This window comes from Klebsiella electrica (assembly GCF_006711645.1).
Taxonomy (GTDB): domain Bacteria; phylum Pseudomonadota; class Gammaproteobacteria; order Enterobacterales; family Enterobacteriaceae; genus Klebsiella; species Klebsiella electrica.
In genome coordinates, this window is sequence record NZ_CP041247.1 from 1123189 (window position 1) to 1147161 (window position 23973).

The window sequence follows — 23973 nt, forward strand, 5'->3', positions numbered from 1 at the left end:
GCCTGAAAAAGCTGATTCGAGTAGGGGATGTGCTCAGGGAACACGGTGGCGAAGTGCTGAGCGGCAGCTATGAGGCCTTCGGTAAGCCGGTGGCCTGCGTGGGTGATAAAGCCCGGTGCAATAAACACGGCATGACCACCATTGCCCAGGGCGCACCAGGCAGCACGGTTAACGGTAAAGCCGTCTCGCTCGACGGCCATAAATGTGCCTGCGGCTGTACGCTGGTCAGTTCACTCAGCACGATGGATGTTCACGGATGATCCTCCCGCCGCGTTACCCGGAGTATGCCGAACTTCATCCCGCCCGATGGCGGCGATGGTGGATTGCGCTGCCGGTGATTTTGTTCCTGGCCGCGATGGCAACGATGCTGCTGTGGCCGGAAGGCAAACCCACCCGAACCCTCTCCTTCTGGTTCTGGAGCGTGGTGTGTCCGTTGATCGTCTGGCTGGTCGCCGTGGCGCTGCGCTGGCTGGTCTGGCTTCAGTCCGTTTCGAACCGCGAAACGCACCGGGAGGAAATTGCGTCCTCTGTCCGGGCCTGGTGGCGACACCGTTCACGTATGTTGCCGGTGGAAGCCGTGATGCTGGTTACGCCAATGGGCGATAAAGAGGCTGACCATCAGGCGCTGTTGTCGCCGCCGTTTCCTGTTGTTCCGGTCACGGTCGATGATCCGCAGGGTAATGTGCTGCGGCATTGCCCGAAAGTGCTGGGGCTGGGAGGCAGGGAAAGTAGGGCGGTGTTGCTGGCTCGCTATCTGGCCCGTCTGGCGCTGACCCGTTTGCGCGAAGCCAATGAAACCCGTCCGGTTCAGGTGTTTTGCTGGCTGGGTGATGAGCAGAGCCTGAGTGCGTTCAGCCTGGTGCTGGAATCCGATGGTATTCGCCTGCCAGAAGACGTGCTTCAGCTGCAAAGCGCAGCCGAACTGGACAAGGTCATTGATGCCATGCCCGACGATGAACAGGCGCTGCTGCTGTGCGCGGGTTTCGGTGTGGCAAAACCCTCAGCGGAATACACCGCTTCGGAAGCTGGTTTTGCCTGGTTGTGTGGACACCAGGCAGAAGCCATTGTGACGCGCAGTGAAATTCTCAAGCCTGACGCGGGGGAAACTCCTGCGCAGTTGAGAGAGCAGCTTAGCCGCTATGCAGGTCTGCACGGTTTGCCTGAAGGTATGCTCGCCGCCGATTCATCCTCGATGGAGGCGCTTTTGCCGTCCGGCTGGTCAGCCGTCGATTACGTTCTGCTGCCGTGGCTGGGTCACGCCGGGCCGGTTACGCCTTTTGTCATGCAGTCTCTGGCCGTGCTGTCAGCCCTCCAGGGGCAGTCCTGCGGCTGGACAGCGACATTGATGGAGTCTCAATTTATTACAGGAGTTTGCGTTCCCCGTGGAAACCTCCCGCACTGAACCCCGTCACTCATTATTCTGGCTGGTCACTGGCTACGTCATCGCGATCACCCTGCTGGTATTGCTCGGGGCGTTGCTCTGGTACTTTGCGGGAAGCGGCTTTGACCTGCCGGAACTGTTGCCGGGGCAGATAGCCTTCCACGCCGCAATAGTCTGGCTGGTACTCATCTGGTTCTGTGCGCCGTTCATTCTGTGCTGGAAAGCGCTGGTTAAGCTCAAGGCGCGGGAGGCAACCGGTGCTACCGGTAATAAGAAACAACGGCCACCTGAAAACCAGCTGGTGAAAGATATTTCCACCCAACTGCGCTTCCAGTACGGCAGACGCTGGCGCAGCAAGGTGCGCATCATGCTGGTTGTCGGGGAAGAAAACGAAGTGGAGCAGGCCATTCCGGGGCTGACGACGCAGCACTGGCTTGAAGGGCATGGCGCACTGCTGCTGTGGCACGGTAGCCCGGTGAATGAACCGGATGCGGTACAGCTAAAAGCCCTGCGCAAGATCCGTCGCCGTCTGGCCGATGCGTTTATCTGGGTTGTGAATGAACAGACCGTTATTTCGCACGACACCCTCGACACCGTTGCCCGTCAGCTGCAAAAACAGTATCACCAGCTGGGCTGGGAAGTGCCGCTGTGGTTGTGGGAAACCCACGCGCCAGCCTGGGAGCAACCCGGCCTGCCGATACAGGCCACCGGCTTCCTGTCAGCGCCGGGTGATGAGGCCGAGGATTTTCGTCATTCCTTGAATCAGCTTGAAGCGGCACTGGTACAGCAGGGGATGCAGCAGACGCTGAATGACCGCAGGCATACGTTCCTGTTGCAACTGGCTCACAGCCTTCGTGATGGCGGTACTGAACGTCTAACTCACACGCTTTCACAGCTGGCAGAGGGCGCACGTTCTCTGCCGCTCGGCGGGATGGTTTTCAGCCCGGTTATCACCTCGGGTACAGCCTCCTTACGGCATGCCTGGCAACCGGGTAAAGCCTGGCTGGATTTACTCGCTCAGCGCTGGCGAAAACCGGTAGCAACCGGCGTGTCGTTGCGCAAATCTTTACTGCTGACCTGCACCTGCCTGCTGGCGTTCTGGCTGGCGGCAACGGTCTTTTCCTGGGCAGCGAACCTGCATCTGATGCAGGCCGATCGGCAGCTGGCGCAGAATGCCACGGATACACGCCAGCAACTGCCGACGCGGCTGATGGCGCTATACCAGCTGCAACATGAAATTGAACGCCTGCAACACCGTCAGAAATACGGTGCGCCGTGGTATATGCGCATGGGCCTCAGCCGTAACGATGACGTACTGGATGCGCTCTGGCCATACTGGCAGCAGGCGGCGATGCCGTTGCTGCGGGATGCGTCTGCGCAGCACCTGTCCTCGCTGATGAACAGCTGGCGCAATCTGCCGCCTGACGACCCTCAGCGAGCCACGCAGTCGAAAGTGATGTATGACCAGCTCAGGGCGTACCTGATGCTCTCCCGCCCGGATAAAGCCGATCCGGCTTTCTTCAGTACGACAACCCTGCAGTATTGGCCGCAGCGTGAGGGTGTGCAGGATGGCACATGGCGTATGGTCGGCAACAGCATGCTGGCGTTCATGATGCAGAACCTTCCGGCACATCTGGAGTGGCGAATCACACCGGACATGCGTCTGATCAGCGACATGCGCTCAGCCCTGCTTCGCCAGATAGGGGACAGCAATGCAGAATCCACTCGCTATCAGACGATGATTGAGCAGGTATCCCGTGATTACGCGGATATGACGCTGAGTGCGATGGTGAACGGCACGGACAGCAGCCAGCTGTTCAATACCGAAGTAACCGTACCCGGCGTATTTACGCGTAAGGCCTGGGAAGAAGAAATTCAGCCTGCCATCGATAAGCTGGCGAAATCACGGCGGGAAGAAATTGACTGGGTGCTGAGCGATGCCCTGCATTCCGGCGATGCCACCGGCACGGTTTCCCCGGATACGCTGAAAACCCGGCTGACGGCGCGGTACTTCTCTGATTATTCCGCGGCGTGGCTTAAATTCCTCAACAGCCTGCAATGGTATCAGGCCGCAAGCCTGTCGGAGTCGATTGAACAACTGACCCTGTTGGCTGATGTGCGGCAGTCACCGCTGATTGCGCTGATGAACACCCTGAACGTGCAGGGCCGTGCCGGACAGACCGGAGGCGACCTGACCGACTTGCTGGTGAGTTCAGCGAAAAATCTGATCCACAGCGATAAGGCAAATGCCGCTATTCAGCAGGTTGGCAATGAGGTGCACGGGCCACTGGATGATACCTTTGGCCCGTTACTGTCGCTGGCGGGCGGGAACGACTCACAGAACAGCCTGAGCCTGCAAACCTTCCTGACCCGCATCACCCGTGTTCGCCTGCGGCTTCAGCAGGTGACGAACGCGCCTGACCCGCAGGCGATGATGCAGTCGCTGGCGCTGACCGTGTTTCAGGGCAAGGCGGTCGATCTCACCGACACCCGCGACTACGGCAGTCTGATCGCCGCGAGTCTCGGCCAGGAGTGGAGCGGTTTCGGCCAGACTGTTTTTGTGCAGCCGATGATCCAGGCCTGGGAGCAGGTACTTTCCCCGACCTCGGAGAGCCTCAACAGTCAGTGGCAAAGCAATATTGTGACCCCGTGGAATGCGTCGTTCGCAGATCGTTATCCGTTTACCGATCGCCAGAGTGAGGCTTCACTGCCCGAGCTGGCGCAGTTTATGCGCTCAGACACCGGGCGTATTGCACAGTTTATCCAGACCCGTCTGAGTGGACTGCTGCGACTTGAGGGGGATAAGTGGGTGCCGGATGCGATGAACAGCCAGGGGTTGACCTTTAATCCGGCGTTTCTCACTGCGCTTAACCGCCTGACCCGTGTGGCTAACGTGGCCTTTGCACATGGCGACGTAGAGCTGCATTTTCAGCTGATGGCGAAGCCTTCCCGCGATGTGGTGGAATCCTTCCTGACGCTGGACAGGCAGAAACTCCAGTATTTCAACCAGGAAGAAAGCTGGCAGACCCTGACCTGGCCGGACAACCGCTGGCAACCCCAGACTACACTGACCTGGCGCACGGTGAAAACCGGTGCTCGTCTCTATTCCGATGAACCGGGAAGCTGGGGCTTCATTCGTCTGCTGGATAAAGCGCTGGTTACGAGCCTGGGTGACAACCTGTACCGCGTGGCCTGGATAACGCCGGACGGTGTGGCGCTGAACTATCAGCTGCGCACGGAGCTGGGGAAAGGGCCGCTGTCACTGCTTGAGCTGCGCGGGTTTGTACTGCCATCACAGATTTTCTCGACCGGTGGCGTGGTTGCGGCTGATATGAGAGGTGGACAATGAAAAAACAATTAAAAAGGCTGTTATTTGGAGGAGCCAGCGACATATCCAAAATGAACACCAAATATAATGTTTGGGCACCGCCTGCATTTATTTTGGGACTGAGGAATGGTCTGCTGTTGGCTGTATTTTTGCTGCTGACCGGTTGCGAACAATCCAATGCAGAGACATCCAGTGCCGGAAACATTCGTGGTTATAACCATGTGGCAGGACAGAACGTTAACTGGTTTTCAGTGAATGGTTATAGCAGTACGTTAAATGGCAACTCATGCTGCGTTATGATCCCCGATAAATGGCGACCAGGGCTGATTGCACATATCGAGTGGGAAGTCGATCCTAATGCTGATGAGAAGATTCCTCGAAGAAAAGAGGGCTTCGGCTTTGACCAGAAAGCATATGCTTTACACAAAGCGAAATATCGTCAATACAGCGCTGATGTGTCGATCCCTAAATATGATCAAAGTGCAGGGATTAGCGTTCATTTTCTTCCCTGCCACCAGGTAAAGGTTTATGCAGGTGAAGCCAGCTATGGGGCTGAAATCTACCCGATAAAAGAACCGATGAATATGAAGGAGCCAGCGACATGTCCAAAATAAGTGCAAAATCCAGCGTTTGGGCTCCACCTGAGTTTATTTCTGGCTTGAGCAGATATCTGATGTTGTCGGTATTTCTTTTACTGACCGGCTGTGATCAATCTAATGCAGAGACATCCAGTGCCGGAAATATTCGTGGTTATAACCATATGGCAGGACAGAACGTTAACTGGTTTTCAGTGAATGGTTATAGCAGTACGTTAAATGGCAACTCATGCTGCGTTATGATCCCCGATAAATGGCGGCCAGGGCTGATTGCGCATATCGAATGGGAAGTCGATCCTAATGCTGATGAGAGAATACCGAGACTCAAAGAGGGCTATGGTTTTGAACCAAAGGCTCTTGCTCAGCATGAAGCAAAATACCGGAAGTACAGCACTGATGTGTCGATCCCCAAATACGATCAAAGCGCAGGTATTAGCGTTCATTTTCTTCCCTGCCACCAGGTAAAGGTTTATGCAGGTGAAGCCAGCTATGGGGCTGAAATCTACCCGATAAAAGAACCAATGAATATGAAGGAGCCAGCGACATGTCCAAAATGAACGCAAAATCTAACGTTTGGGCACCGCCTGAATTTCCTTTAAGCGGGCGTTTGCCTTCAACGTCAAAGGATGTGCTGGATAATTACCGTAAGCAGCGTAAGGAAGAGGATGACTATCTTGATGCTTACAATGAAAAAACCGGGCGTCGAAACGGGTTTATCTGTTCGCAGAGCCTGCATATTAGCTTCTTTTTTGATGGTACGGGCAATAACGAAGATAATGATACCCGACATGCCAGCCCCACCCATCCGACCAATATTGCCAAAATGTTTCATGTCACATATTCATCCGAGGCTGAAGGAGACGGATATTATGCTTATTACATGCCTGGAGTGGGTACGGCCTTTCCTGAAATTGGAGAAATGGATTATTCCGACGCCGGTTTGCAATATGCCACGGGGGGTGAGAACCGTATTAACTGGGCGCTGCTGATGTTAGCAGATGCGCTTTTAAGTACTGCGACACAAAGAGCGAGACGTATCCGGGCTCCCGAAGCCCGCCAGAAGCTGAGCGGGATGGCGTCACCCTGGCCGATAGACGGCGTGTACAACCGTATTAACGCCATAAATGGCTATCTGAACGCCGATACGCAAGCCAAAATTGAAAAGCTTCAGAGAAAAGTGCTCAAAATTAAGCTGTTTATTTACGGTTTTTCCCGTGGGGCGGCAGAAGCCCGTACCTTCGTGAACTGGCTCACCCAGTTGTTCAGAACACCCAAAGGGGGAGATAATCCTGAACAGTCGCTGCTGGGGATCCCGTTGAGCATTGAGTTCCTCGGGCTGCTGGATACGGTGCCGTCCGTTGGCGTGGCGCACATTATGCCGATGAGCGATGGGCATATGGCCTGGGCAAACGGCACCCAGCAGTTGCCCGACGAAAAGCGTTATCCTGGCCTGATCAAATGCTGCCGCCATTTTATTGCTGCCCATGAACAGCGGCTGTGCTTCCCGCTGGATTCGGTTCGCCGCCCTGAAGGCTGCTATCCTTCCAATACGGTGGAAGTGGTGTATCCGGGTATGCACTCCGATATCGGCGGCGGCTATCCGCCCGGCGATCAGGGGAAGGGGTTGGTTGGTCAAAACGGTGATCCAAATTATCCCGGGAATGTTTTGTCGCAAGTTATTCTTCATGACCTCTACGCGACGGCTTTTTCTGCTGGAGCGCCCCTGACTGTACATGACGAGCTGATATCCGATGCGCTACGCGCAAAAACTCCTTCACGCAAAATGTCGACTGGCGTAGACAAAGAGTTTGCTGTAAGTAAATCACTCGCCAACCGCTTCAACGCCTGGCGTCAGACGATCATCCCTGCAGGCAAAGACGCAGATCCAACAGGGACTCAATCAAACTATGGCTACAGCGCTCATCTACTGTCTCAGTCTCTGGAAGACGTCGTATCAGACCAGATTGGCCTGATAACGGCCTGGCGCATCGGGCGCTATACGAACGGCAGCTATGCAAACCAGCCTTTCTATCTGCATTCCCCCCAGCATTCGGCGGAACAACAGGCTACCTCTAAGCAGGCGCATGATAAAAAACAGCAAGAAATTGATTACAAGCGCCGTGCCGCAAAACTGAACCCCCGTTTGCCGGGAGCTGCGGCATTGATGAACCAGCCGGGTGTTCCAGCCTATGAGCCGACCATCGATCGGCAGGAGCTTCGTGAGGCAGCTGAAGAATTTCGCAGTGACTACCTCAAGGAAGCGAGGCCGCAAAGCTGGGGCGAGTTCGTTCTCAATGAGATCCCCAAAGGAGTTGTGTGGATGTACAACACCGACGATGAGGCGGAGGAGTTCAAGCAAATCAAGGGGGATGGGGAGGCGGTTTATCCTCGCCTGTTTACCTCCAGACAAGGAACGGTTGTTAGTGACCCTGTTATGTCTCAGGTTGTCGCGCTGTTTGACGATCAGATCCACGATTCGCGGGCCTGGTTTATGTATTCGTCGCTGGGGACGCGAGAGCCGTGGGGCAGTTATTTCTTCTACCGTTCGATCTATTTTGGGTCGGACAGCAATAAAGATATGTATCTGCTCTCCGCTGCCGGGCAACTGATCGGTGCGCCCGTTCCATCGCCAGATGCGTCTTATCGAATTAAGAACCCGGCTCTCTATAGCACGGGAGAAAGAAAGATCCTCGATAATGCGACGGGGAAAGCCATCCCTCTTGCAGACAATGCGACTGAGTTGCTTAAGCCTACCCGCTCACCGGGCTTGCTGGCCGACCAGGCCAACACGCAGATAATTTCCGCGCAGCACCAGGCAATGATGAGCTCATCCATCGATATGCTGAAAGCAGCAGGGGCGAAAGTGGTATGAAGCTGAAAAGGATCTGTTCTCGTTTTAGCATTGCCTGCTTGCTTTGTCTGTGCGTGCCGCTGCTGAGTAGCTGTGGCCTGTACCAGAAGACAAAACAGGGTACACAGAGCGTGGCGAAAGCCATTTTATATCGCCAGGTGGAGACGTTGCACCTGAGCTTCGCAGCCAGGAGCGCCATTAACGCCGATGACGCGCAGCAGGCGATGTCGCTGCGTATCCGCGTCCTGCAACTGAGCGACCACAAGACCTTTGATAATACGGAGTACACCGACCTGCTGGCACAGCCGGACGTGGTACTGAAGGATTCACTGCTGACTTCGCGCCAGATCACGGTCAACCCCGGTCAGACGGTCAATCTCGATATTCCAATGGATGAAAAAGCGCAGTTTGTGGCGGTGGTCGGACTGTTCCGTAAACCAGACAGAACCCGTGGCACCTGGAAGCAGCTGCTGAGCCGCGATGATCTTGATCCGAATGAGTCGCGCGTCATTGAAGTCCGTAATAACACGCTGCTGCTGAAACCGGTGAAAGAATGAACGACCATGAGTTTCTGAAATATTTCGATGGCGAAATGCGCTGGCTGAAGGCGGCGGCGCGTGAATTTGCTGAACAACACCCGGAAGCCGGTCGGCGGCTGGGTATCGATCGGCTGTCTCACAAAGCTGATGATTCCGTTGAACAGCTGTTCCAGGGCTTTTCGCTGATGATGGCACAGCTGCGCCGTAAGCTGGATGACGATATCCCGGAGCTGACGGAGCCGTTGCTGGGCCATCTGCTGCCGATAGCTAACCGCACACAACCGTCGATGGCCGTGGTGGAGCTGACCCCGGAAATGGTCGCGCAGGTCAGGGATGTGGTGATCCCCGCAGGTACGATGCTGCTGACCCGGCCAATGGATGAGAGCGGTCTACGCTGCCCGTACCGCACAACGGACGAACTGGTACTTCACCCGCTAAAGCTGCACAACGTCCGGCGACAGTTTCACACAGACGGCCATCAGGTGCTGATGCTGCGGTTTTCGTTCAGCCAGTACGCCGACCCGTCACAGACGGATTTAAGCCAGATCCCGATTTATATCCACGGTGATCGCCCCTTACAGTCAATGCTGTACCTGGCCCTGACGCACCATGTCTCGCATATCACGGTACGCCTGCCGCAGACCGGCAATCTCGACCCGCAGCCGTTTCATGGCAAACTGTCATCGCGCTGGCAGCAGAACTGGTCGTCAGTCTGGCCGGAGAGCGACAGCCCGGCGCTGTGCGGTGAAGTTCGCCCGTTACTGGAATACTTCAGCTTCCCGGCCCGGTTTGCGTTCTTTACCCTGACGGGCATTGAATCGCTGCCGCTCGGGGAAGACTGTCAGCATTTTGAGCTGGAACTTCATCTGAGCAAGCCACTGAACCGGGATATTCCCGTGCCGGAAGATATTCTGCGTATCCACTGTGTACCGCTCATCAATCTGTTTTCGCTCAATGCTGAACCCCTGAAAGTGGAACCTGCAACGCTGGATTATCGGCTTCGGCCACACCGGCTTCGCGATCATCACACCGAAATTTACAGCGTGGATAAGGTGGCCGCGAGTGAGACGCTGGACAAGCGCCAGTATGTACCGTACCGGCAATTCCGGCACAAGGGCGGGATGTTGCAGCGTAAGGAGAGCTGGCCGGAACGGTACTTTCATACCCGTATCTGGCGCGGAGTAAGTGGTCTGCATGAGACGTTGCTGATGCTGGGCGGTACGTCTGGTGAGCAGGATCTTCACGAAGAAAATGCCACGCTGTTTATGAACATCACCTGTACCAACGGCAACTACCCGCGCATGACGCTTGATGCTGCGGTCTTTGATGGCGTAACCACGACCGGGAATCAGACGCTGCGCTGCCAGACCCGGCACGCGCCCTCGATGCCGTGTTACCCGCCGTTATCACAATTGCACCAGTGGCATATCATGGCGCTGCTGCATCCCCGCGCTCTGAGCCAGATGATCAGCGATGCCGAAAATCTTCGGGCGGTATTGCAGCTGTTTAACTGGACGGAAGATGACAACAACCGTCGCCGGATAGGGGGTATCCGAGAGGTCAACTATCAACAGGCGTTCAATTCTTCCCGTCACTGGCACGGAGTACGCATTCGTGTCGAACTGGATGAAACACAGTTTAGTGGTATGGGGGATGCGCGGTTATTCTGCGAATTGCTGGAGCAGTTCTTTACACAGTACGCCAGCGTTATTCGCTTTACGCAGCTGACAGTGGTGCTCACCGAATCCGGTACGGAATGGGAGTGGCCGGAGCGTCAGATTGACAGGGTACTGATGTGAACGACGCTGAAGACAAGAAAACGCTGCCGCCATTCTGGCTCGACAGAGAGGGTAACGATCAGACTGCCCGGTTCAATTTTTATCGCTTCTGTCAGTTGCTGGAAAAGGTGGGTGGGAAGTCACTGGGTACAGGTTTTTATCCTGAAAGTGACCCGGTGCGCTTCAGACCCGATCCCCATCTGGGGTTCCCGACCAGTGAGCTGAATCGTACCGAAACAGACCCGTATAACCCAGATGCCCCGCCGACCGTCAGGACAAAGTTCCTGGGATTGTACGGTGTGGATTCTCCGCTGCCGACTGCCTACATTGACGATATCAACCAAGGGCGGGAAGGGGCTGATGCAATGGCCGCGTTCCTCGATATATTCAATCACCGGCTGGTGACGCAGTTTTACCGTATCTGGAAAAAATACAGCTACCCCGCAACGTTTGAAGATGGCGGCACGGATAAGTTCTCCCGCAGCCTGATGGCGCTGACCGGCATTAGCCACAGCCGGGAACTGCCTGCTTCACGCCTGCTGGCAATTATTCAGCCGTTGCTGCATCCCACTCACACGACTGAAGGCGTGGCCGCAGTGATCCGCAGCCAGGCTCCAAATACACAGGTGAAGGTCATCCCGCATCACCCGGTCTGGATGCCGGTGGCTGAACGTGCGCGGCTGTCGATCAGCGGTGGTATGACGCTGGGAGAACGCCCGATTCTGGGGGATGAGGTCGAAGATGCAAACTACTGCATGCGAATTGAAATGAGTACCGAAGATGCCGAGGAAGCAAAGGGTTGGATGCCGCGCGGCCAGTTACGCAAGGATGTGTTTGAACTGTTGAAGGCCTATCTGGGATGCGATTACGATGCCAGCCTGCACCTGACTGTTCCGGTGCGTTTGCTGCCTCGTCCGAGGCTTGGCAATCCGGATCTCTTTTCGGGATACAACATTATGCTCGGTCTTCGCGATGACAATGAAGATCAGATGCCGCAGACGATGCGGATGAGGGTAGGGAAATTACGGGGGCGGGATTTTGACGAAGAGTAGTTTCTCTGGCTCTTAGGATTATTATCGAGCTGGCGGAGTCTGAAAATATTTCTCAATACTTTGATTTTATTGAATATTTATTAATTCAACTTTCATTGGTATACCTAAGCGTATACCAATGGCGATTTGCTGTAGTGTTTACTGTGGTTATGCAAACCTGTTTTTTTGAATGGAACGCATCGAAAAAAAGTTTTTTTGCATTTAACTGTTCACACTGTTCACCTCGGTTATTTATCATTTTATATCATGTGGTTAGGTGGTGATGAGTTGGTGAAGAGTGAACAGTCGACTCTTCACCTTTGTGATTTTTGCTCGTTCTGGATCCGCCCGCTCAGGAGATGCGCAGGGTGATAAAAAGTTTTTTCAGGTTTTATTGTTCACACTGTTCACCTCTGGTTTTTTATCAATAATTTCATGGTGATACAGGGTGAATATACGGTGAAGGGTGAACAGTGGATTGTTCACCTTGTGGCAATGGCCAGAAAGGAAAAGACCGGCTGTTGCCGGTCTGAGTGAGGTTATGTTGCTGCGGGTTCGTCGCACTTCGGCAGCCAGTCGCCGTAGCTTTCCTCTTTCAGCGACAGGTTGGTTTGTATCCCCTGCTTTGTGTGTCGCTTCTCATAATTCAGGCCGTACTCTTTCAGCATCATGGGCAGCCCCAGCCCGAACATTTTAAGGCTGAGCACGTTCCTGTAGCCGTTAGCCTCCATATAGGCCAGATACGCGTGATAGAGATATTTACGGTAATTACGCGGGATGATGCTGGCATTCCCCATAAACATCCCGTTGGTCTGCGGGAGCATTTCCAGATAGCCGCAAAAATCAAACGTCGGGTCAGCATCGCGCTTGATGTTGAGTGCCTCGTCGGAGTTCTGCTGCGACTGGAGCAGTGCGCGCGCTGCCATCGGGTCGCTGAACTTCTGCATAAGCTGGCGCACAATGACGGCCAGCTCGCGCGCAATTTTATCCCTGAGCTGCGGGTCGCGTTCCTCCGGCGCAATCTGCTCCGGGAAGTGAATAATCACCCGGCGACGTGACACACCGCCGCTGCGGTCGGTGAAGCGCATCGGGTTGTTGTTCACGGCCAGAATCACCGCCGGAATGTGTGTTGAGTACGGGTTCTGGTATTTCGGGTCAACCGAGACCGCATCGCCGCCGGTGATGGCCTTGAGTCCTGCCCCGTCACCACTCCATTTTTCCTGGTCAGGCAGACGGATAAGCGAGAAGCCAATCAGGGAGGCACGCTTGCGCGGGTCTTCCAGTGTGTCGATATCGGCTGACGTGGCGTTATCCTCCCCGGCGAGCAGGGTCGCGATTTCAGCCAGAATACTTTTGCCACTCCCGCCGGGACCGGTCACTTCGAGAAAGAGCTGCCAGTCGTAACGGTTCGCCAGCACCATAAACAGCGCGGCCAGAATCACGTCGCGTTTTTGTGGATTTTTGCCGGCTGCACGGTCGAGCCAGCGCCAGAAGTTCGGCGCGTGCGTCTCCAGCGTTTCCCCCTCCACCGGCGGGGTGAAATCCACATCGCACAAGGTGCGCAGCCAGTGCGATTTGTGGTGCGGGCTGAATACGCCGCTTTGAGTATCGAGTACCCCGTTGCGAAAGCCAATCAGACGGCGCGCCGGTGTATCCTGCTGCGGAATAATCAATTTCAGGGTCTCCACCACCGAGGCAATTTTCCCCGACGAGAATGGGGCGCGTAAGCGCTGGAATAAATCAGCCACATTCCGTGAAAAAGTGGCGGCAGGGATATTTTTCCAGATGCCGTTTTCATAGCGGGACAGGAGCTGGCCGTTCGCATCCACCGCCAGCGCTTCGCCGTAATGCTCATGCACCCGCAAAGCCTTGTCGCTGGCGCTCATGGCGGTAAATTCCGCCTCGCTCATGGTGTCGAATGGGCTTTGCGCCGGTGGCCGGATGGCGTCATAAATGGCTTTCCGCGTGGCCTCCTCGCCGTACTGTATAAACGCATCATTCCAGTCACCGAACACCGGCGGCAGGGCAACAATGCCCTCACAGGCATCTGCGGCCGCAGCGGCTTTACTCTGGCCGTCGCCGTTAAGGTCACGGTCGGCAGCGAGCACAATCTGACAGGCCGGATATTTCTGACGGGCAAGGCTCGCCAGAGAAAAGAGGTTCACGGAGGACAGCGCCACCATGACGGTTTCCCCGGTCAGGTGATGCACGGTGAGTGCGGTCGCATAACCCTCTGCAATCCACAGGCGTTTTCCGGCCTGTTTTTTCCCTTCGATGATATGACATGCCCCTTTGACCTGACCGCCTTTCAGGGTGCGTTTGAGACCGTCAGCATTGATAAGCTGAAGGTTAACCAGTGCGCCGGTATCGTCATACAGCGGGACAACCACATCACCGGTGCGGAACGTCACGCCGCCGGTTTTATGCATGACGGTGAGCGTCAGACATTCCTGAGCGGGGAAACCCTTGCGGGTGAGGTAGGCGTTGCCGGTGGCCGGTCGGATTTTCTCCATGAGCCTGACGGCCAGCGCGGCCGCCGCTTTGCGGTCGGCCACAGTTTCAGCCTCTGCGGCCGTAATCACTTCCGGGGCAACCGGCGACAGATTGCCGGTCACGGCGTTCACCTTCCCGGCAGCTTCTGACGGGGTCACGCCAAACACTTTCTCTACCAGCTTAAGCCCGTCACCTGCGCCACACTGATTACAGAACCACGTGCCGCGCCCCTCTTTATCGTCAAAGCGAAAGCGGTCAGAGCCACCGCACACCGGGCAGGACTGATGGCGGTTTTTAATCACCTTCACACCCAGCGCAGGGAGAATGCGCGGCCAGTGGCCGCACGCCTGTTTTACCGTTTCTGTTACGTTCATTTTCATGGTTGTTTTCTCCCTCAGTGCAGTACCGGTGCGGTGATATGACGGGCGCAAAGCTCATCCATCACGGCCAGCCCGAGAAAGGACAGCGACGGGGCAGCTTTCAGTGGTCCGGCTTCCATTAAATCTTCCAGCAGGGCACAGGCAATCTGACGGCCTTTTTCCTCGCCGTGCTGGCGCAGGTAGAAGCCCTCCAGCTCGGCGGCAATGGCGCTTTCCAGCGCGTCGAGGGTGAGGTGCGGGTAGCGGTGCTGGCGTTCGCACAGGGTCAGCCAGGCACAGGCCACGGCGCGACGATACAGCGCGGCGCGTAATACGGGTGGTAATGGCTTTTTCATACGTTACCCTCCCCGGTCAGCCACTGCTGATTGCAGCGTTCGACCACACTGTCGAGCTGGGCGGTCATGAGGTAAATCACGGAGGTGAGCTGTAAGTGCTGCGCCGGGTCACGACGAACGGTGGCGCAGTCCTGCACCTGCATCAGGTCGCCGACGAGCTGGCCGACATTGCGCATATGCTCCAGACATTCGAGGTCACGGGCGGTAATGGTGGTGTGTTTCATGCGCGCACCTCCGCAACCGGCAGACGGCCAGCAAACGAGAGAACGTAATCGCGAACAAGAGAAAGGCGCGCGGCGTGCTCATCACCGGCAACGGTGCGAAGCATACAAATACGGGGGGTACGGTCTGCGCGACGAACGGCAGCAAACACAAAGACAAACTGCGGATGTGACGGGGTGAGGGTCGTGGCCATAGTGGCAACCTCCAATAAGTAGCGGTTATCGCCACCACCAGAGCTGCAAATCTCATGGGTGGTAGCCCGGATGGGGTTTGCAGTACCGGCCTTATTGGAAACCGGCCAGCCCGAAGGCTGCCCCACCCGGACCACCATTATCTGACAGGAGCCACGGTGTAAGCACCACAGCCCGAAAAATAGGTGTGTCTGAGCAACGACATAAAAAAACACGCTCGGCGCGTGTTGTGTCGCCAATAAGTTACACGGGCTGCAAATCCCGGCTGCCGATTTTGCGACAGCGGGAAAACTATACCTGGAAACGGCGAACGGAAGCAAGCCAGAAAAAGGGGCTTTTTGCTGAACGGCCATCATCATGCGTCATAGCCCCGGTTGCGTTCGGCAATGCGATCCGCCATCCATGCAGTAATTTCAGACTGCGCCCACGCCACGTTTTTTCCGCCGAGGGAGATTTGTTTCGGGAAGGCTTCCCGGCTGATGAGGTCGTAAATGGTCGAGCGGGACAGGCCGCACAGATGCATCACTTCGGGCAGACGGATAAAGCGTTCATGAACGGTATCAGAAACCGGCATCAGCGGCGCGGCAGGGGCAGAAGACGGGGAAGAAAAAGCAGTGTGCATCGGGCTACCTCACAAAGTCCATACAGTGCCGGTCGTGTCCGTCCGGCTTCGGGTAGCTCTCTATTTTGTGAATATTTTCCCTCAGGGCAACAAGTCATTTTGTACTGCTCCACCACACAACAGAGCGTTTTTTATACAGTGGCAAACGTTGGCCGTTTTTTGGTAAATGTTGGCAAACCGGTGGCCCATTCATGATTGCTTTTGTTTATATATTTCTATTTTTTAATCGCTAAAAAGTCTAAGTAGTTGACTGGCTGAACAAACTGAAAGGTGAACAGTGGTGAACAGACGGTGAACAGTCAGACCCTCAACTGTTCACCCTTTAACTTACTGTATTACTTATATTTTTATTTAAGGTGAACAGTGGTGAATAGTTATAAGTAAAAAAACAAACGGTGAGTAAGGTTTTCCTGCGACCTTTCTCTGGCCAGCCGGTTTTTAAGGTCTGTTTGTGCCAGCACTCTGACAACGGCAATGAATCGTGTTGTTGTGCAGGAGGCGTCAGAATCATTTCAGGTTGAACACACGGAGAGCCTGAACATGAAACCCGAACTCATTATCAAAGCCATGCAGACCGTTATCAGTAAACAGGATGAAGGCGCGGAACAACGTATTGCCGGTGCACTGACCGCACTTAATGAAGCAAAAGACGCACACACGGCCAGCATGGGAAAACTCAGCAACATTGAGGCTTCCATTCAGCGTTGTGAGCAGGAACGACAGACCGCGCTCAGTGAAAGTGCACAGGCCGAACAGGACTGGCGCAGCCGCTTTCGAACTCTGCGCGGCAACCTCACTCCTGAACTGAAAGCTGAACACAGTAAACGTATCGCCAGCCGCGAACTGGCTGATGAGTTCACCGGTCTTATTACCGAGCTGGAGAAAGACAAAAGCCTCGCCATGCTTGGTGCATGCTCCTCCGGTACGGCTTATATCAGCGCCCATGAAAAAGCGTTCACCACTTACGCCAACAGCGAGTGGAAGAAGGCGTTAGCCGGTATCAGCCCCGCACTGTTACGTGCCTTTCTGTTGCGTATACGGTCGCTGGAAATGAGCGGAGAAACCTCGCCGCGTGCGACCGTGACCCGCGAGCTGGGTGATGCCCTGAATCTGCAGTCAGCCCTGTATCATTTTGATATGGAGCAGGAGCCGGTCCTGTCCGTAACGGGCATGAATCGCCCGGTCATAACCGGGGTTGATATGGCGCTGTTAAGAAGCCCGGCCAGACGGATGAAGCTTGCCGCTGAACTGGCCGCAAAAGACCACGAACAGCCAGAGGGCTGAATTATGTTTCACTGTCCGTTCTGCAAAAAGACCGCGCACGTCCGTACCAGCCGGTATCTGTCGGAAAACGTCAAACAGCGTTATCACCAGTGTACCAATATAGAATGTTCGGCCACTTTCCGCACCATCGAGTCGGTTGACGGTGTGATACGTGCCGCACCGGAAAAAACCGACCCCGCCCCGGTGACGCCACCGCCGCCGCGTAAAGTACAGGGCTGCTACAGCTCGCCGTTCCGGCATTAATCAGGAGAGAGACTCGTGACCACTGTGACCATACAGCAGGCCTTTGAGGCCTGTCAGACGAACAAAAATACCTGGCTGAAACGTAAAGCCGAACTGGCAGACCTTGAACGGGAATACCGTGAACAGCTCCTTGCCGGTGACGAACAAATCCCGCGCAGAATGCAGGATTTGCGCGACAATATCGACGTGAAAAAATGGGAGATTAATCAGGCCGCCGGTCGTTATATCCGCTCACATGAGGAAGTGCAGCACATCTGCATCCGCAACCGGCTCCATGACTTTATGCAGCAGCACGGCGCGGAGCTGGCCGCCACTCTGGCACCTGAGCTGATGGGGTATAACGAACAGCTTCCCGCAGTAAAACAGAGCGCCATGCAGCACTCGGTTGATTATCTGCGTGAAGCCCTGTCGGTGTGGCTGGCCGCAGGTGAAAAAATTAATTATTCCGCGCAGGACAGCGACATTTTAACGGCCATCGGACTCAGGCCTGATGCGGCTTCGCGGGATGATAATCGCGAGAAATTCACCCCGGCACAGAACCTGATTTACACCCGCCGACGTGCAGAACTGACTGCACGGTAGCACGCGAAAAAATCCCCGAAAATTCCGCTATTTTTCCCGAAAAAAGCCATGCATCCATAAGGTGCATGGTTTTGCATGCAAATCCCCGTATTTTTTATCCCACGCAACACCAGTACCGGCGCGGCCTGAGACGGTTCATGCATCTGCATTAAAAGCGACCTCTTAAGCGGGCAGGCGTGGCGGGGAGAGCATTGCGCGCCAAGCGATATATAATTAATTAATGAAGAAGGATAGAATTAACCATATAGCCATAAAAAAGGATGCGTGTGATGAAGGCGAGTGATATGCAGCACTTATGTAATATAGCCAGAGAGCTTGTTTCTGATGGCAAGTTTGAAAAGGCGTATGAGTTCACGTTGCAGATTTATAAATCCCTTGACGAAAATATCTTTGGGGATAATTACTATATACTTCTTTATAATATGGCTGCGAATTTTGTTGATATAGGAGGAATGCAACCGAATAAAGAGGCTTCTCTGCTAGGCTATAACTTAATGAATGAGCACTTTGACTCTTTTTCTAAAATTATGGATGAATCTACGCTCTATTATAACCTAGCAAACGCAAAGTCAAACTTGGTTGAAAAAGGCAGTGTTTTTAAACAAACGTTTACAACAATTGAGGATATGGTGGATGTAAAAAATTTATACTGGAAGGCATTTAAATTACTCGGTGATGATAATACTATATATAGCAAAGAACTGAAGGTCAATTTAGCAAACTCACTCAAGCAACAGTTTAGAGTTGTAGAGTCTATTTCATATTATGATGATGTTATTTCCTCGGGGGAAGATATACCGCAAGCATGGATTAACAGGTCTGAAGCCTTAATGCTATTGCTGCAACTCTCTGGTTCTCATACTATAAAGCATATAAGAGAGATTAGACTTGGATATATGAAAGCAATTGAATCAACAGAGATGCCACCGCCATGGAAACCACACTTTCAATCACGTGCTGAAAAACTCACGGAAGATATAATCGAAATGTCGGGAAAACCATTTTTTGAAAAAGAAGATGAGCTTGATGAAAAACAGACGCTAGAAGAATATAGCAAACTTAATAATTATCAAAAATTCGTTTTAGATAACCACTTTGTTCTTTCTGAGCATGGGGTGTATTGTCCTTGCGTAGTAGGGGCTAAAGATAACCTAACAATATTACCAACACATAATGGTGTTTCTGGTGATTTTATTATTCCCATGGAAATGGTTTTGAATAGGCTAAAGTCTGAATATGCTTTGGCAAGGCGCTCGTTATTCGAGTATGAGTACATGGAGGAAGTTGATGATGTGGCCTGTTATTCAGAGTTGTATAACGATGAAGTTTTAAATGTTGGTGTTGAGAAGATAAGAAATGCATTTCGTATATGTTTTGGTGTATTAGATAAAATAGCTATTGCAATATGTGAGTTATACGATGTTTATCCAGCCAATAAAATAGTGTACTTTGAAAATTTTTGGCAATTAAACCAAAATGGGCGAAGGGATAAGTTTGAAGAAATAAAAACTCCAGCTTTACTGGCTTTATATAGTCTAGCTACTGACCTAAATGATAGAAAGAATGGTGAATTATCCTTTTATAAGGATTGGAGAAATGATTTGGAACATAATATAGTGATCGTTCATAAAGATTGCGAGCCTTTAGATATATATAATTCCTACGGTTACATGAAGAATATTAGGTTGATATCGGAGTCTGATTTTACTAGACATTTTAAAGTGTTATTGCAAATAGTACGCTCAGCAATTTTTCTTTTTACCTTTATGGTAAGAGAAGAGGGGGGTAAAAGTAACAAGGATTCATTTTTGATATCAAACTCACTAGATTGGAAAATATGAAAACATTACGTTGCAAGTATATCTTGTATTCGTTCAACTTTGACCTGACACACCTCTGGCACAAAGCCCCAATCTCATAGGCGGTTCTATGCCAGGGGCTGAAAGTCTGTCTCTGGTAACATACACTTATTATGTTATATTGAGAAAATCTGGGATATTAGCTGGTTCAAGGTCAAAAATATATTTAATGATTCCGGCTTTTAGGTTCTCCTCAATTCCTTTCCTGAAATCTAGAATACTTGAGATTGTTGCATCATGTTGTAAATGATGTCGCCAGTGAACATCTTTTTCTCGACTATGAAAAGATAACAATCGGGTTAGAGCCATATGTGCGAACATTCCTGATTGTTCATCGATTGTATAATGGGCAACCACGTGGGAATCAGAATATGATTCTTTCGTAGAAAGATCCCAAGAATGAAATAATTGCTGAGCAATTGGTGACAGATCCCTTATTTGTTCATTTCTTCCGTTAGTGAAGTAAACATCATCTATGACGGTATGCCAGTTTTCTTGTGTCCCTTCATCTGTTTCAATGGTTTCAATAATATTTTCTTTCTTGAAACTTATATGAACACCTGAATTAACTTGTGGAGTGTAGGTGAAGTCACCTAAAACTTTACTCATTAAGCTATTACACATTGCATCATTGAAATTAAGGTTGAAATTTGTTTTTGCCTTTGTAAATAAATCTAGATCTACCAGGCTCCAAATTCCATGTCTTCTCCAGGCAATTAAAACGGGCAGCCCTAATAATTGGCCGTAAGCTCTTAATCTGGACACGTAATCTGGACGAAAAGACAAAACATTTCCCATGTAAGATTTAACTTCAATCAAAACAGTAGTCTTGCCTGCGCCACGCACATTAAAATTTGCTAGTAAATCTGGAACCTGAAAAGTCTTGTTAGAAGTAGTTGGATACTGCTGTTGATCCAATTTATGGACTAGGTTGCATTGACCTAGCCAACCACAGATAATCGAAAACTCGTCTTCTAACGGGAGGCCAATATTAAGTCTATTTACACGTTCAGCGATAGCCTTAGCGTCAGCCTCCCAACCCAGTTGCTCTAGAGATTCATGTATAAGTCTCTCTAAATCTGTCGGCTTATCTTTCAAGGTAGCTCCCTATAGGTTTAGTTCGAACTCAATAAGTTATATGTCATTAACATATTACAAAGTTATACCATTATCGCTTAAAGCCGATCATCATGTAAGAATACATTATATCCGTGGCAACGGTTAGTGCTAACTCACAGATATACTGAGCAAAAATTTTTAATGATTTACTTTATCTCCCCACCAATCCATCAACTCAACTCTTTGAAGTAAATAAGTTGAACGGTTGTAAGCTTTTCGAACTTCATTTTTGTCTGAGTGTGCTAATGCTGCTTCAATAACATCAGAATTAAATCCGGCTTCATTGAGTGCAGTACTTGCGATGGACCGTAACCCGTGAGCAACTAATTTCCCACCATAACCAATACGCTTAAGTGCGGCATTAGCAGTCTGACTATTCATTGGTTGCTTAGGGTTATTTCTGCTGGGAAAAACATGTTCACGGTGAGCGCTGATTGGTTTCATCACTTCCAGAATATCTAACGCCTGAGGAGATAGTGGGACTATGTGCTCACGCTTAGCTTTCATCCGTTCGGCAGGAATTGTCCAGAGCTTTGCATCAAGATCGATCTCTGCCCACCGGGTACTGGAAGCCTCAGAAGGGCGCACAAGGGTCAGGAGTTGCCATTCGATTAGACAGCGAGTCGGAACAGACAGATTTGACATGACTAAAGAACGCATCAGCTTCGGCAATTCTTCTGGCCGCAACGTCGGCATGTTTTGCTTTTTGGGCTTCTCAAAGGCCATGCCAACACCGGATGCTGGATTAGCATCAATCAGACCAGTGTTTACGGCATAAATCATGATTTCGTTAATGCGCTGCACCAGTCGACGTACAGTCTCAAGCGCCCCACGTGCTTTTATTGGCTCAAGGGCTTCAACCAAAGTTCGGGCTTTGATTTGCTGAACGGGGATCTCACCGATGGCAGGGAATACATCTTTCTCCAGTGAACGCCAAATGTCTTTTGCGTAATCAGGGGTAACGCTTTTGCTTTTGAGATGGAACCAGTTAGCGGCGACCGTTGAAAAAATACTGTCCAGAGCGATTTGCTGCTGTTCCTCTGCAACTTCGGCCTGAATTTGCGGGTCAATTCCGTTGGCTAACAAGGCAAGGTAATCCGCTCTTAACCCTCGGGCGTCAGCAAGTGAGAGGGCGGGGAAAGCTCCTAGCCCCATCATTGTCCGCTGTTTTGTCGCCGGACGTTGATAACGGAAACGCCAGAGCTTTTTCCCGCTGGTTTTCACTATCAGGAAAAGGCCATCGCCATCATGCAGCGTTAGATCCTTCTCTAACGCTTTAGCGCGCAGAACTTCGGTGTTGGTCAGGGGGCGTGTTGTCCGTGCCACTGTGGCCGCTCCTTCATGAATTGGTATACGCTTTTAGGTATACATCCTACCGTATACCTAAACGTATACCAATAATCACCGGATTTAGCCGGATGTTCTCGGACAACTACAGACACAAAAAAGCCCGCAGAGCTTGTGCTATGCGGGCTTTCTGTACTTCACCGGACGTATCCGGATCATCATTTGGTGGGCTGGCGTCCCTGTGATTAACCATTCATTCCATTGATTTTTAATATTATTTAAACCTTGAATTTTATGTGTGGTTCTAAAAAGGAACCATAAATCGTAATGGTATGGGTTCACACGACTAGCGGATTGGAGAATTGTATCAAAAGGAAACAAATTCTTCAGTTCAACTCCCTGCTGGTAGCTGAACTGCGCAAGCAGGATCTGCTTTTCACCGATTAGTGAATGCGGTAGTTTTTCAGCAAAACTGAATTCTATCCGTAGGGCAGTACCAGCATAGGTGGAGAATGGATTTTGAACAACTGGTCACCAGAGCATACAAAAGACATAAAGAGTTGGTTTAAGATTGATACATATCGCAAATTTGAAGACCTCTCATTGCTCCAGTTTTACCATGAGATATGGGCTCGTAACTTGTTCTTTAAGGAGTATCGGGAAGAGTTTGAAAGCAGAACTCTTATGGGTTACTTCTCAAAAATTTTCAGTGGCAATCCTTTTTTAATTGAAGAAGGGCAACTGGGATACATGACTCCTGCCAACAAACTTTTTCAGCCTCCCCATTTTTTTCTAACAACTCTTGATCGCCTTGCTGAAACGAGCATCATTGCTATGCAACGCGGAGGTTTTGTTTGGGATGGTGATGACAATTATTCAATAAACAGAGATCTTCGGGAAGAATCACTTTCAGATATTATGCCAGATCAATTTTCACGAACAGTCATGTTCGAGATTGATTTGGCAAGTGGCACAGACGAAGAGATTGCAGAGTCGCTTAAAGCTGCATTACCGCAGTGGCGTAAAATCAAAGGTATCGGACCAGATCCTTTAGAATCAGTTCGCTTTGGGTATGGAACTATCAAGAAACTCATCAGTTATCGTGTGATACCTATGCTGGATATCCTGGTGTGGGCAGCCGTTAAAAAAATCCGTGTCTCTGACGACAGGTTATCCAGATTGCTATATACAGACGATGACGAAGAAAGCGAAATGAGGCAGTCTAGCCAAATCAAAGATACCGACAGGCCTTTGGCTCTTAAATCCTGCACAACTGACTTTATCCGACAATTCCATTACTTCATGAACAAAAATAGCCATTTGAAGCAAATGAAAGTCTCTGATGTAATGAAACTATCGGATTAGGATTACATTTATAACTATTTGTTTTAATTGTGAAAATTAACTAAAGGCATCATTATGAGTGGTGCTTTTTTTTGCGATTTTTACTTTAAACCGGGCATTTTGACACTTGCTATAAAACGGGGGAATTTCAGCTACTCTCAAGTTCCCCTTTTCTGTACGGCACCAACTTTGAGAAAACCATCCTGCATAGCTACGAAGAACCTCCGCTTCAGGAGCATCGCTCTTTTCTTTTCCCAACTGTTCGTATAGTGACTTCACCGCAACGACAAGGGATAACGAAATGAAAAATCAAGCAACCCGCCTCATACGCCTACCAGAAGTTCTCGAACGAACTGGCTACGGAAAAGCCTGGATCTATCGTCTGATCAACGATGGTAAGTTTCCTGCCCCTGTCAAAATTGGAAGTCGTGCAGTAGCTTTCGTTGAAAGTGAGATTGATACCTGGATTCAGTCTGTAATCAAAACAAGCCGCAATAATGTCGCTTAA

The 23973-nt window shown here is 51.5% G+C and carries 22 protein-coding genes and 1 pseudogene; 15 read left to right on the forward strand and 8 right to left on the reverse strand.

Annotation, left to right across the window (positions count from 1 at the left end; all coding sequences use genetic code 11):
* Positions 1-2: 2 nt before the first annotated feature.
* Genes Electrica_RS05435 through tssG form a run of 9 tightly spaced genes read left to right on the forward strand, consistent with a single transcriptional unit; the run spans position 3 to position 11525 of the window.
* Positions 3-260 carry a PAAR domain-containing protein gene (locus tag Electrica_RS05435; protein ID WP_142255845.1) on the forward strand — a complete coding sequence of 86 codons (258 nt, stop codon included), beginning with the start codon at positions 3-5 and terminating at the stop codon, positions 258-260.
* Positions 257-1402, forward strand: coding sequence for a hypothetical protein (locus Electrica_RS05440; RefSeq protein ID WP_141963810.1), 1146 nt, complete (start codon positions 257-259; stop codon positions 1400-1402). Before Electrica_RS05435 ends, Electrica_RS05440 begins: the two co-directional genes overlap by 4 nt.
* Positions 1383-4730: an ImcF-related family protein gene (locus Electrica_RS05445; protein WP_141963811.1), complete on the forward strand. Its 3348-nt coding sequence runs from the start codon at positions 1383-1385 to the stop codon at positions 4728-4730. Before Electrica_RS05440 ends, Electrica_RS05445 begins: the two co-directional genes overlap by 20 nt.
* Positions 4727-5323: a DUF3304 domain-containing protein gene (locus tag Electrica_RS05450; RefSeq protein ID WP_228267393.1), complete on the forward strand. Its 597-nt coding sequence runs from the start codon at positions 4727-4729 to the stop codon at positions 5321-5323. Before Electrica_RS05445 ends, Electrica_RS05450 begins: the two co-directional genes overlap by 4 nt.
* Positions 5311-5862, forward strand: coding sequence for a DUF3304 domain-containing protein (locus Electrica_RS05455; protein ID WP_141963812.1), 552 nt, complete (start codon positions 5311-5313; stop codon positions 5860-5862). Before Electrica_RS05450 ends, Electrica_RS05455 begins: the two co-directional genes overlap by 13 nt.
* Positions 5850-8177: a T6SS phospholipase effector Tle1-like catalytic domain-containing protein gene (locus Electrica_RS05460; RefSeq protein ID WP_141963813.1), complete on the forward strand. Its 2328-nt coding sequence runs from the start codon at positions 5850-5852 to the stop codon at positions 8175-8177. The genes Electrica_RS05455 and Electrica_RS05460 overlap by 13 nt, the downstream gene beginning before the upstream one ends.
* Positions 8174-8713: a type VI secretion system lipoprotein TssJ gene (tssJ, locus tag Electrica_RS05465; RefSeq protein WP_141963814.1), complete on the forward strand. Its 540-nt coding sequence runs from the start codon at positions 8174-8176 to the stop codon at positions 8711-8713. The genes Electrica_RS05460 and tssJ overlap by 4 nt, the downstream gene beginning before the upstream one ends.
* The gene (gene tssF / locus Electrica_RS05470; protein WP_141963816.1) at positions 8710-10494 is read left to right on the forward strand and encodes a type VI secretion system baseplate subunit TssF; all 1785 of its coding nucleotides are present in this window, start codon (positions 8710-8712) and stop codon (positions 10492-10494) included. Before tssJ ends, tssF begins: the two co-directional genes overlap by 4 nt.
* Positions 10491-11525, forward strand: coding sequence for a type VI secretion system baseplate subunit TssG (gene tssG, locus Electrica_RS05475; RefSeq protein WP_141963817.1), 1035 nt, complete (start codon positions 10491-10493; stop codon positions 11523-11525). Before tssF ends, tssG begins: the two co-directional genes overlap by 4 nt.
* A gap of 518 nt (positions 11526-12043) precedes the next feature.
* On the opposite strand, the gene Electrica_RS05485 is transcribed toward tssG, so the two are convergent.
* The 6 genes and pseudogenes from Electrica_RS05485 to Electrica_RS05505 form a co-directional block, all read right to left on the reverse strand.
* Positions 12044-14377, reverse strand: a complete 2334-nt coding sequence (locus Electrica_RS05485; protein ID WP_141963819.1) for a primase-helicase zinc-binding domain-containing protein — start codon at positions 14375-14377, stop codon at positions 12044-12046.
* Positions 14378-14391: 14 nt separating this feature from the next.
* Positions 14392-14712, reverse strand: a complete 321-nt coding sequence (locus Electrica_RS05490; RefSeq protein WP_001472077.1) for a DUF5375 domain-containing protein — start codon at positions 14710-14712, stop codon at positions 14392-14394.
* On the reverse strand, positions 14709-14936 hold the full coding sequence (locus Electrica_RS05495) for a hypothetical protein (protein ID WP_141963821.1): 228 nt from the start codon (positions 14934-14936) through the stop codon (positions 14709-14711). The genes Electrica_RS05490 and Electrica_RS05495 overlap by 4 nt, the downstream gene beginning before the upstream one ends.
* Positions 14933-15127: a host cell division inhibitor Icd-like protein gene (locus Electrica_RS29175; protein ID WP_001472075.1), complete on the reverse strand. Its 195-nt coding sequence runs from the start codon at positions 15125-15127 to the stop codon at positions 14933-14935. Before Electrica_RS29175 ends, Electrica_RS05495 begins: the two co-directional genes overlap by 4 nt.
* A 24-nt stretch (positions 15128-15151) precedes the next feature.
* Positions 15152-15484, reverse strand: a pseudogene (locus Electrica_RS29180) (ash family protein); the annotation flags it as partial.
* The gene (locus tag Electrica_RS05505; RefSeq protein ID WP_000556587.1) at positions 15481-15747 is read right to left on the reverse strand and encodes a helix-turn-helix transcriptional regulator; all 267 of its coding nucleotides are present in this window, start codon (positions 15745-15747) and stop codon (positions 15481-15483) included. The gene Electrica_RS05505 and the pseudogene Electrica_RS29180, both read right to left, overlap by 4 nt.
* Positions 15748-16287: 540 nt before the next feature.
* Between Electrica_RS05505 and Electrica_RS05515 the strand changes: the two genes are divergently transcribed.
* The 4 genes from Electrica_RS05515 to Electrica_RS05535 all read left to right on the forward strand — a co-directional run bounded on the left by Electrica_RS05515 (position 16288) and on the right by Electrica_RS05535 (position 19697).
* Positions 16288-17031, forward strand: a complete 744-nt coding sequence (locus tag Electrica_RS05515; protein WP_167686221.1) for a capsid protein — start codon at positions 16288-16290, stop codon at positions 17029-17031.
* A 3-nt stretch (positions 17032-17034) separates the two neighbouring features.
* Positions 17035-17274, forward strand: coding sequence for an STY4826 family bacteriophage gene regulatory protein (locus Electrica_RS05520; RefSeq protein ID WP_000468231.1), 240 nt, complete (start codon positions 17035-17037; stop codon positions 17272-17274).
* A gap of 15 nt (positions 17275-17289) precedes the next feature.
* Complete coding sequence (locus Electrica_RS05525) at positions 17290-17856, forward strand: phage polarity suppression protein (protein WP_141963829.1); 567 nt, start codon at positions 17290-17292, stop codon at positions 17854-17856.
* 269 nt (positions 17857-18125) lie between these two features.
* Positions 18126-19697: an LA2681 family HEPN domain-containing protein gene (locus tag Electrica_RS05535; RefSeq protein WP_112132971.1), complete on the forward strand. Its 1572-nt coding sequence runs from the start codon at positions 18126-18128 to the stop codon at positions 19695-19697.
* 129 nt (positions 19698-19826) lie between these two features.
* Here the strand turns inward: Electrica_RS05535 and Electrica_RS05540 are convergent, their stop codons facing one another.
* Both Electrica_RS05540 and Electrica_RS05545 read right to left on the reverse strand, forming a co-directional pair.
* Positions 19827-20813, reverse strand: a complete 987-nt coding sequence (locus Electrica_RS05540; RefSeq protein ID WP_141963833.1) for a hypothetical protein — start codon at positions 20811-20813, stop codon at positions 19827-19829.
* Between the two features lie 159 nt (positions 20814-20972).
* Positions 20973-22160: an integrase domain-containing protein gene (locus Electrica_RS05545; RefSeq protein ID WP_000124713.1), complete on the reverse strand. Its 1188-nt coding sequence runs from the start codon at positions 22158-22160 to the stop codon at positions 20973-20975.
* Positions 22161-22640: 480 nt separating this feature from the next.
* Between Electrica_RS05545 and Electrica_RS05550 the strand changes: the two genes are divergently transcribed.
* Positions 22641-23486, forward strand: a complete 846-nt coding sequence (locus tag Electrica_RS05550; RefSeq protein WP_141963835.1) for a DUF6387 family protein — start codon at positions 22641-22643, stop codon at positions 23484-23486.
* A gap of 280 nt (positions 23487-23766) precedes the next feature.
* Positions 23767-23973 carry a helix-turn-helix transcriptional regulator gene (locus Electrica_RS05555; RefSeq protein ID WP_137474826.1) on the forward strand — a complete coding sequence of 69 codons (207 nt, stop codon included), beginning with the start codon at positions 23767-23769 and terminating at the stop codon, positions 23971-23973.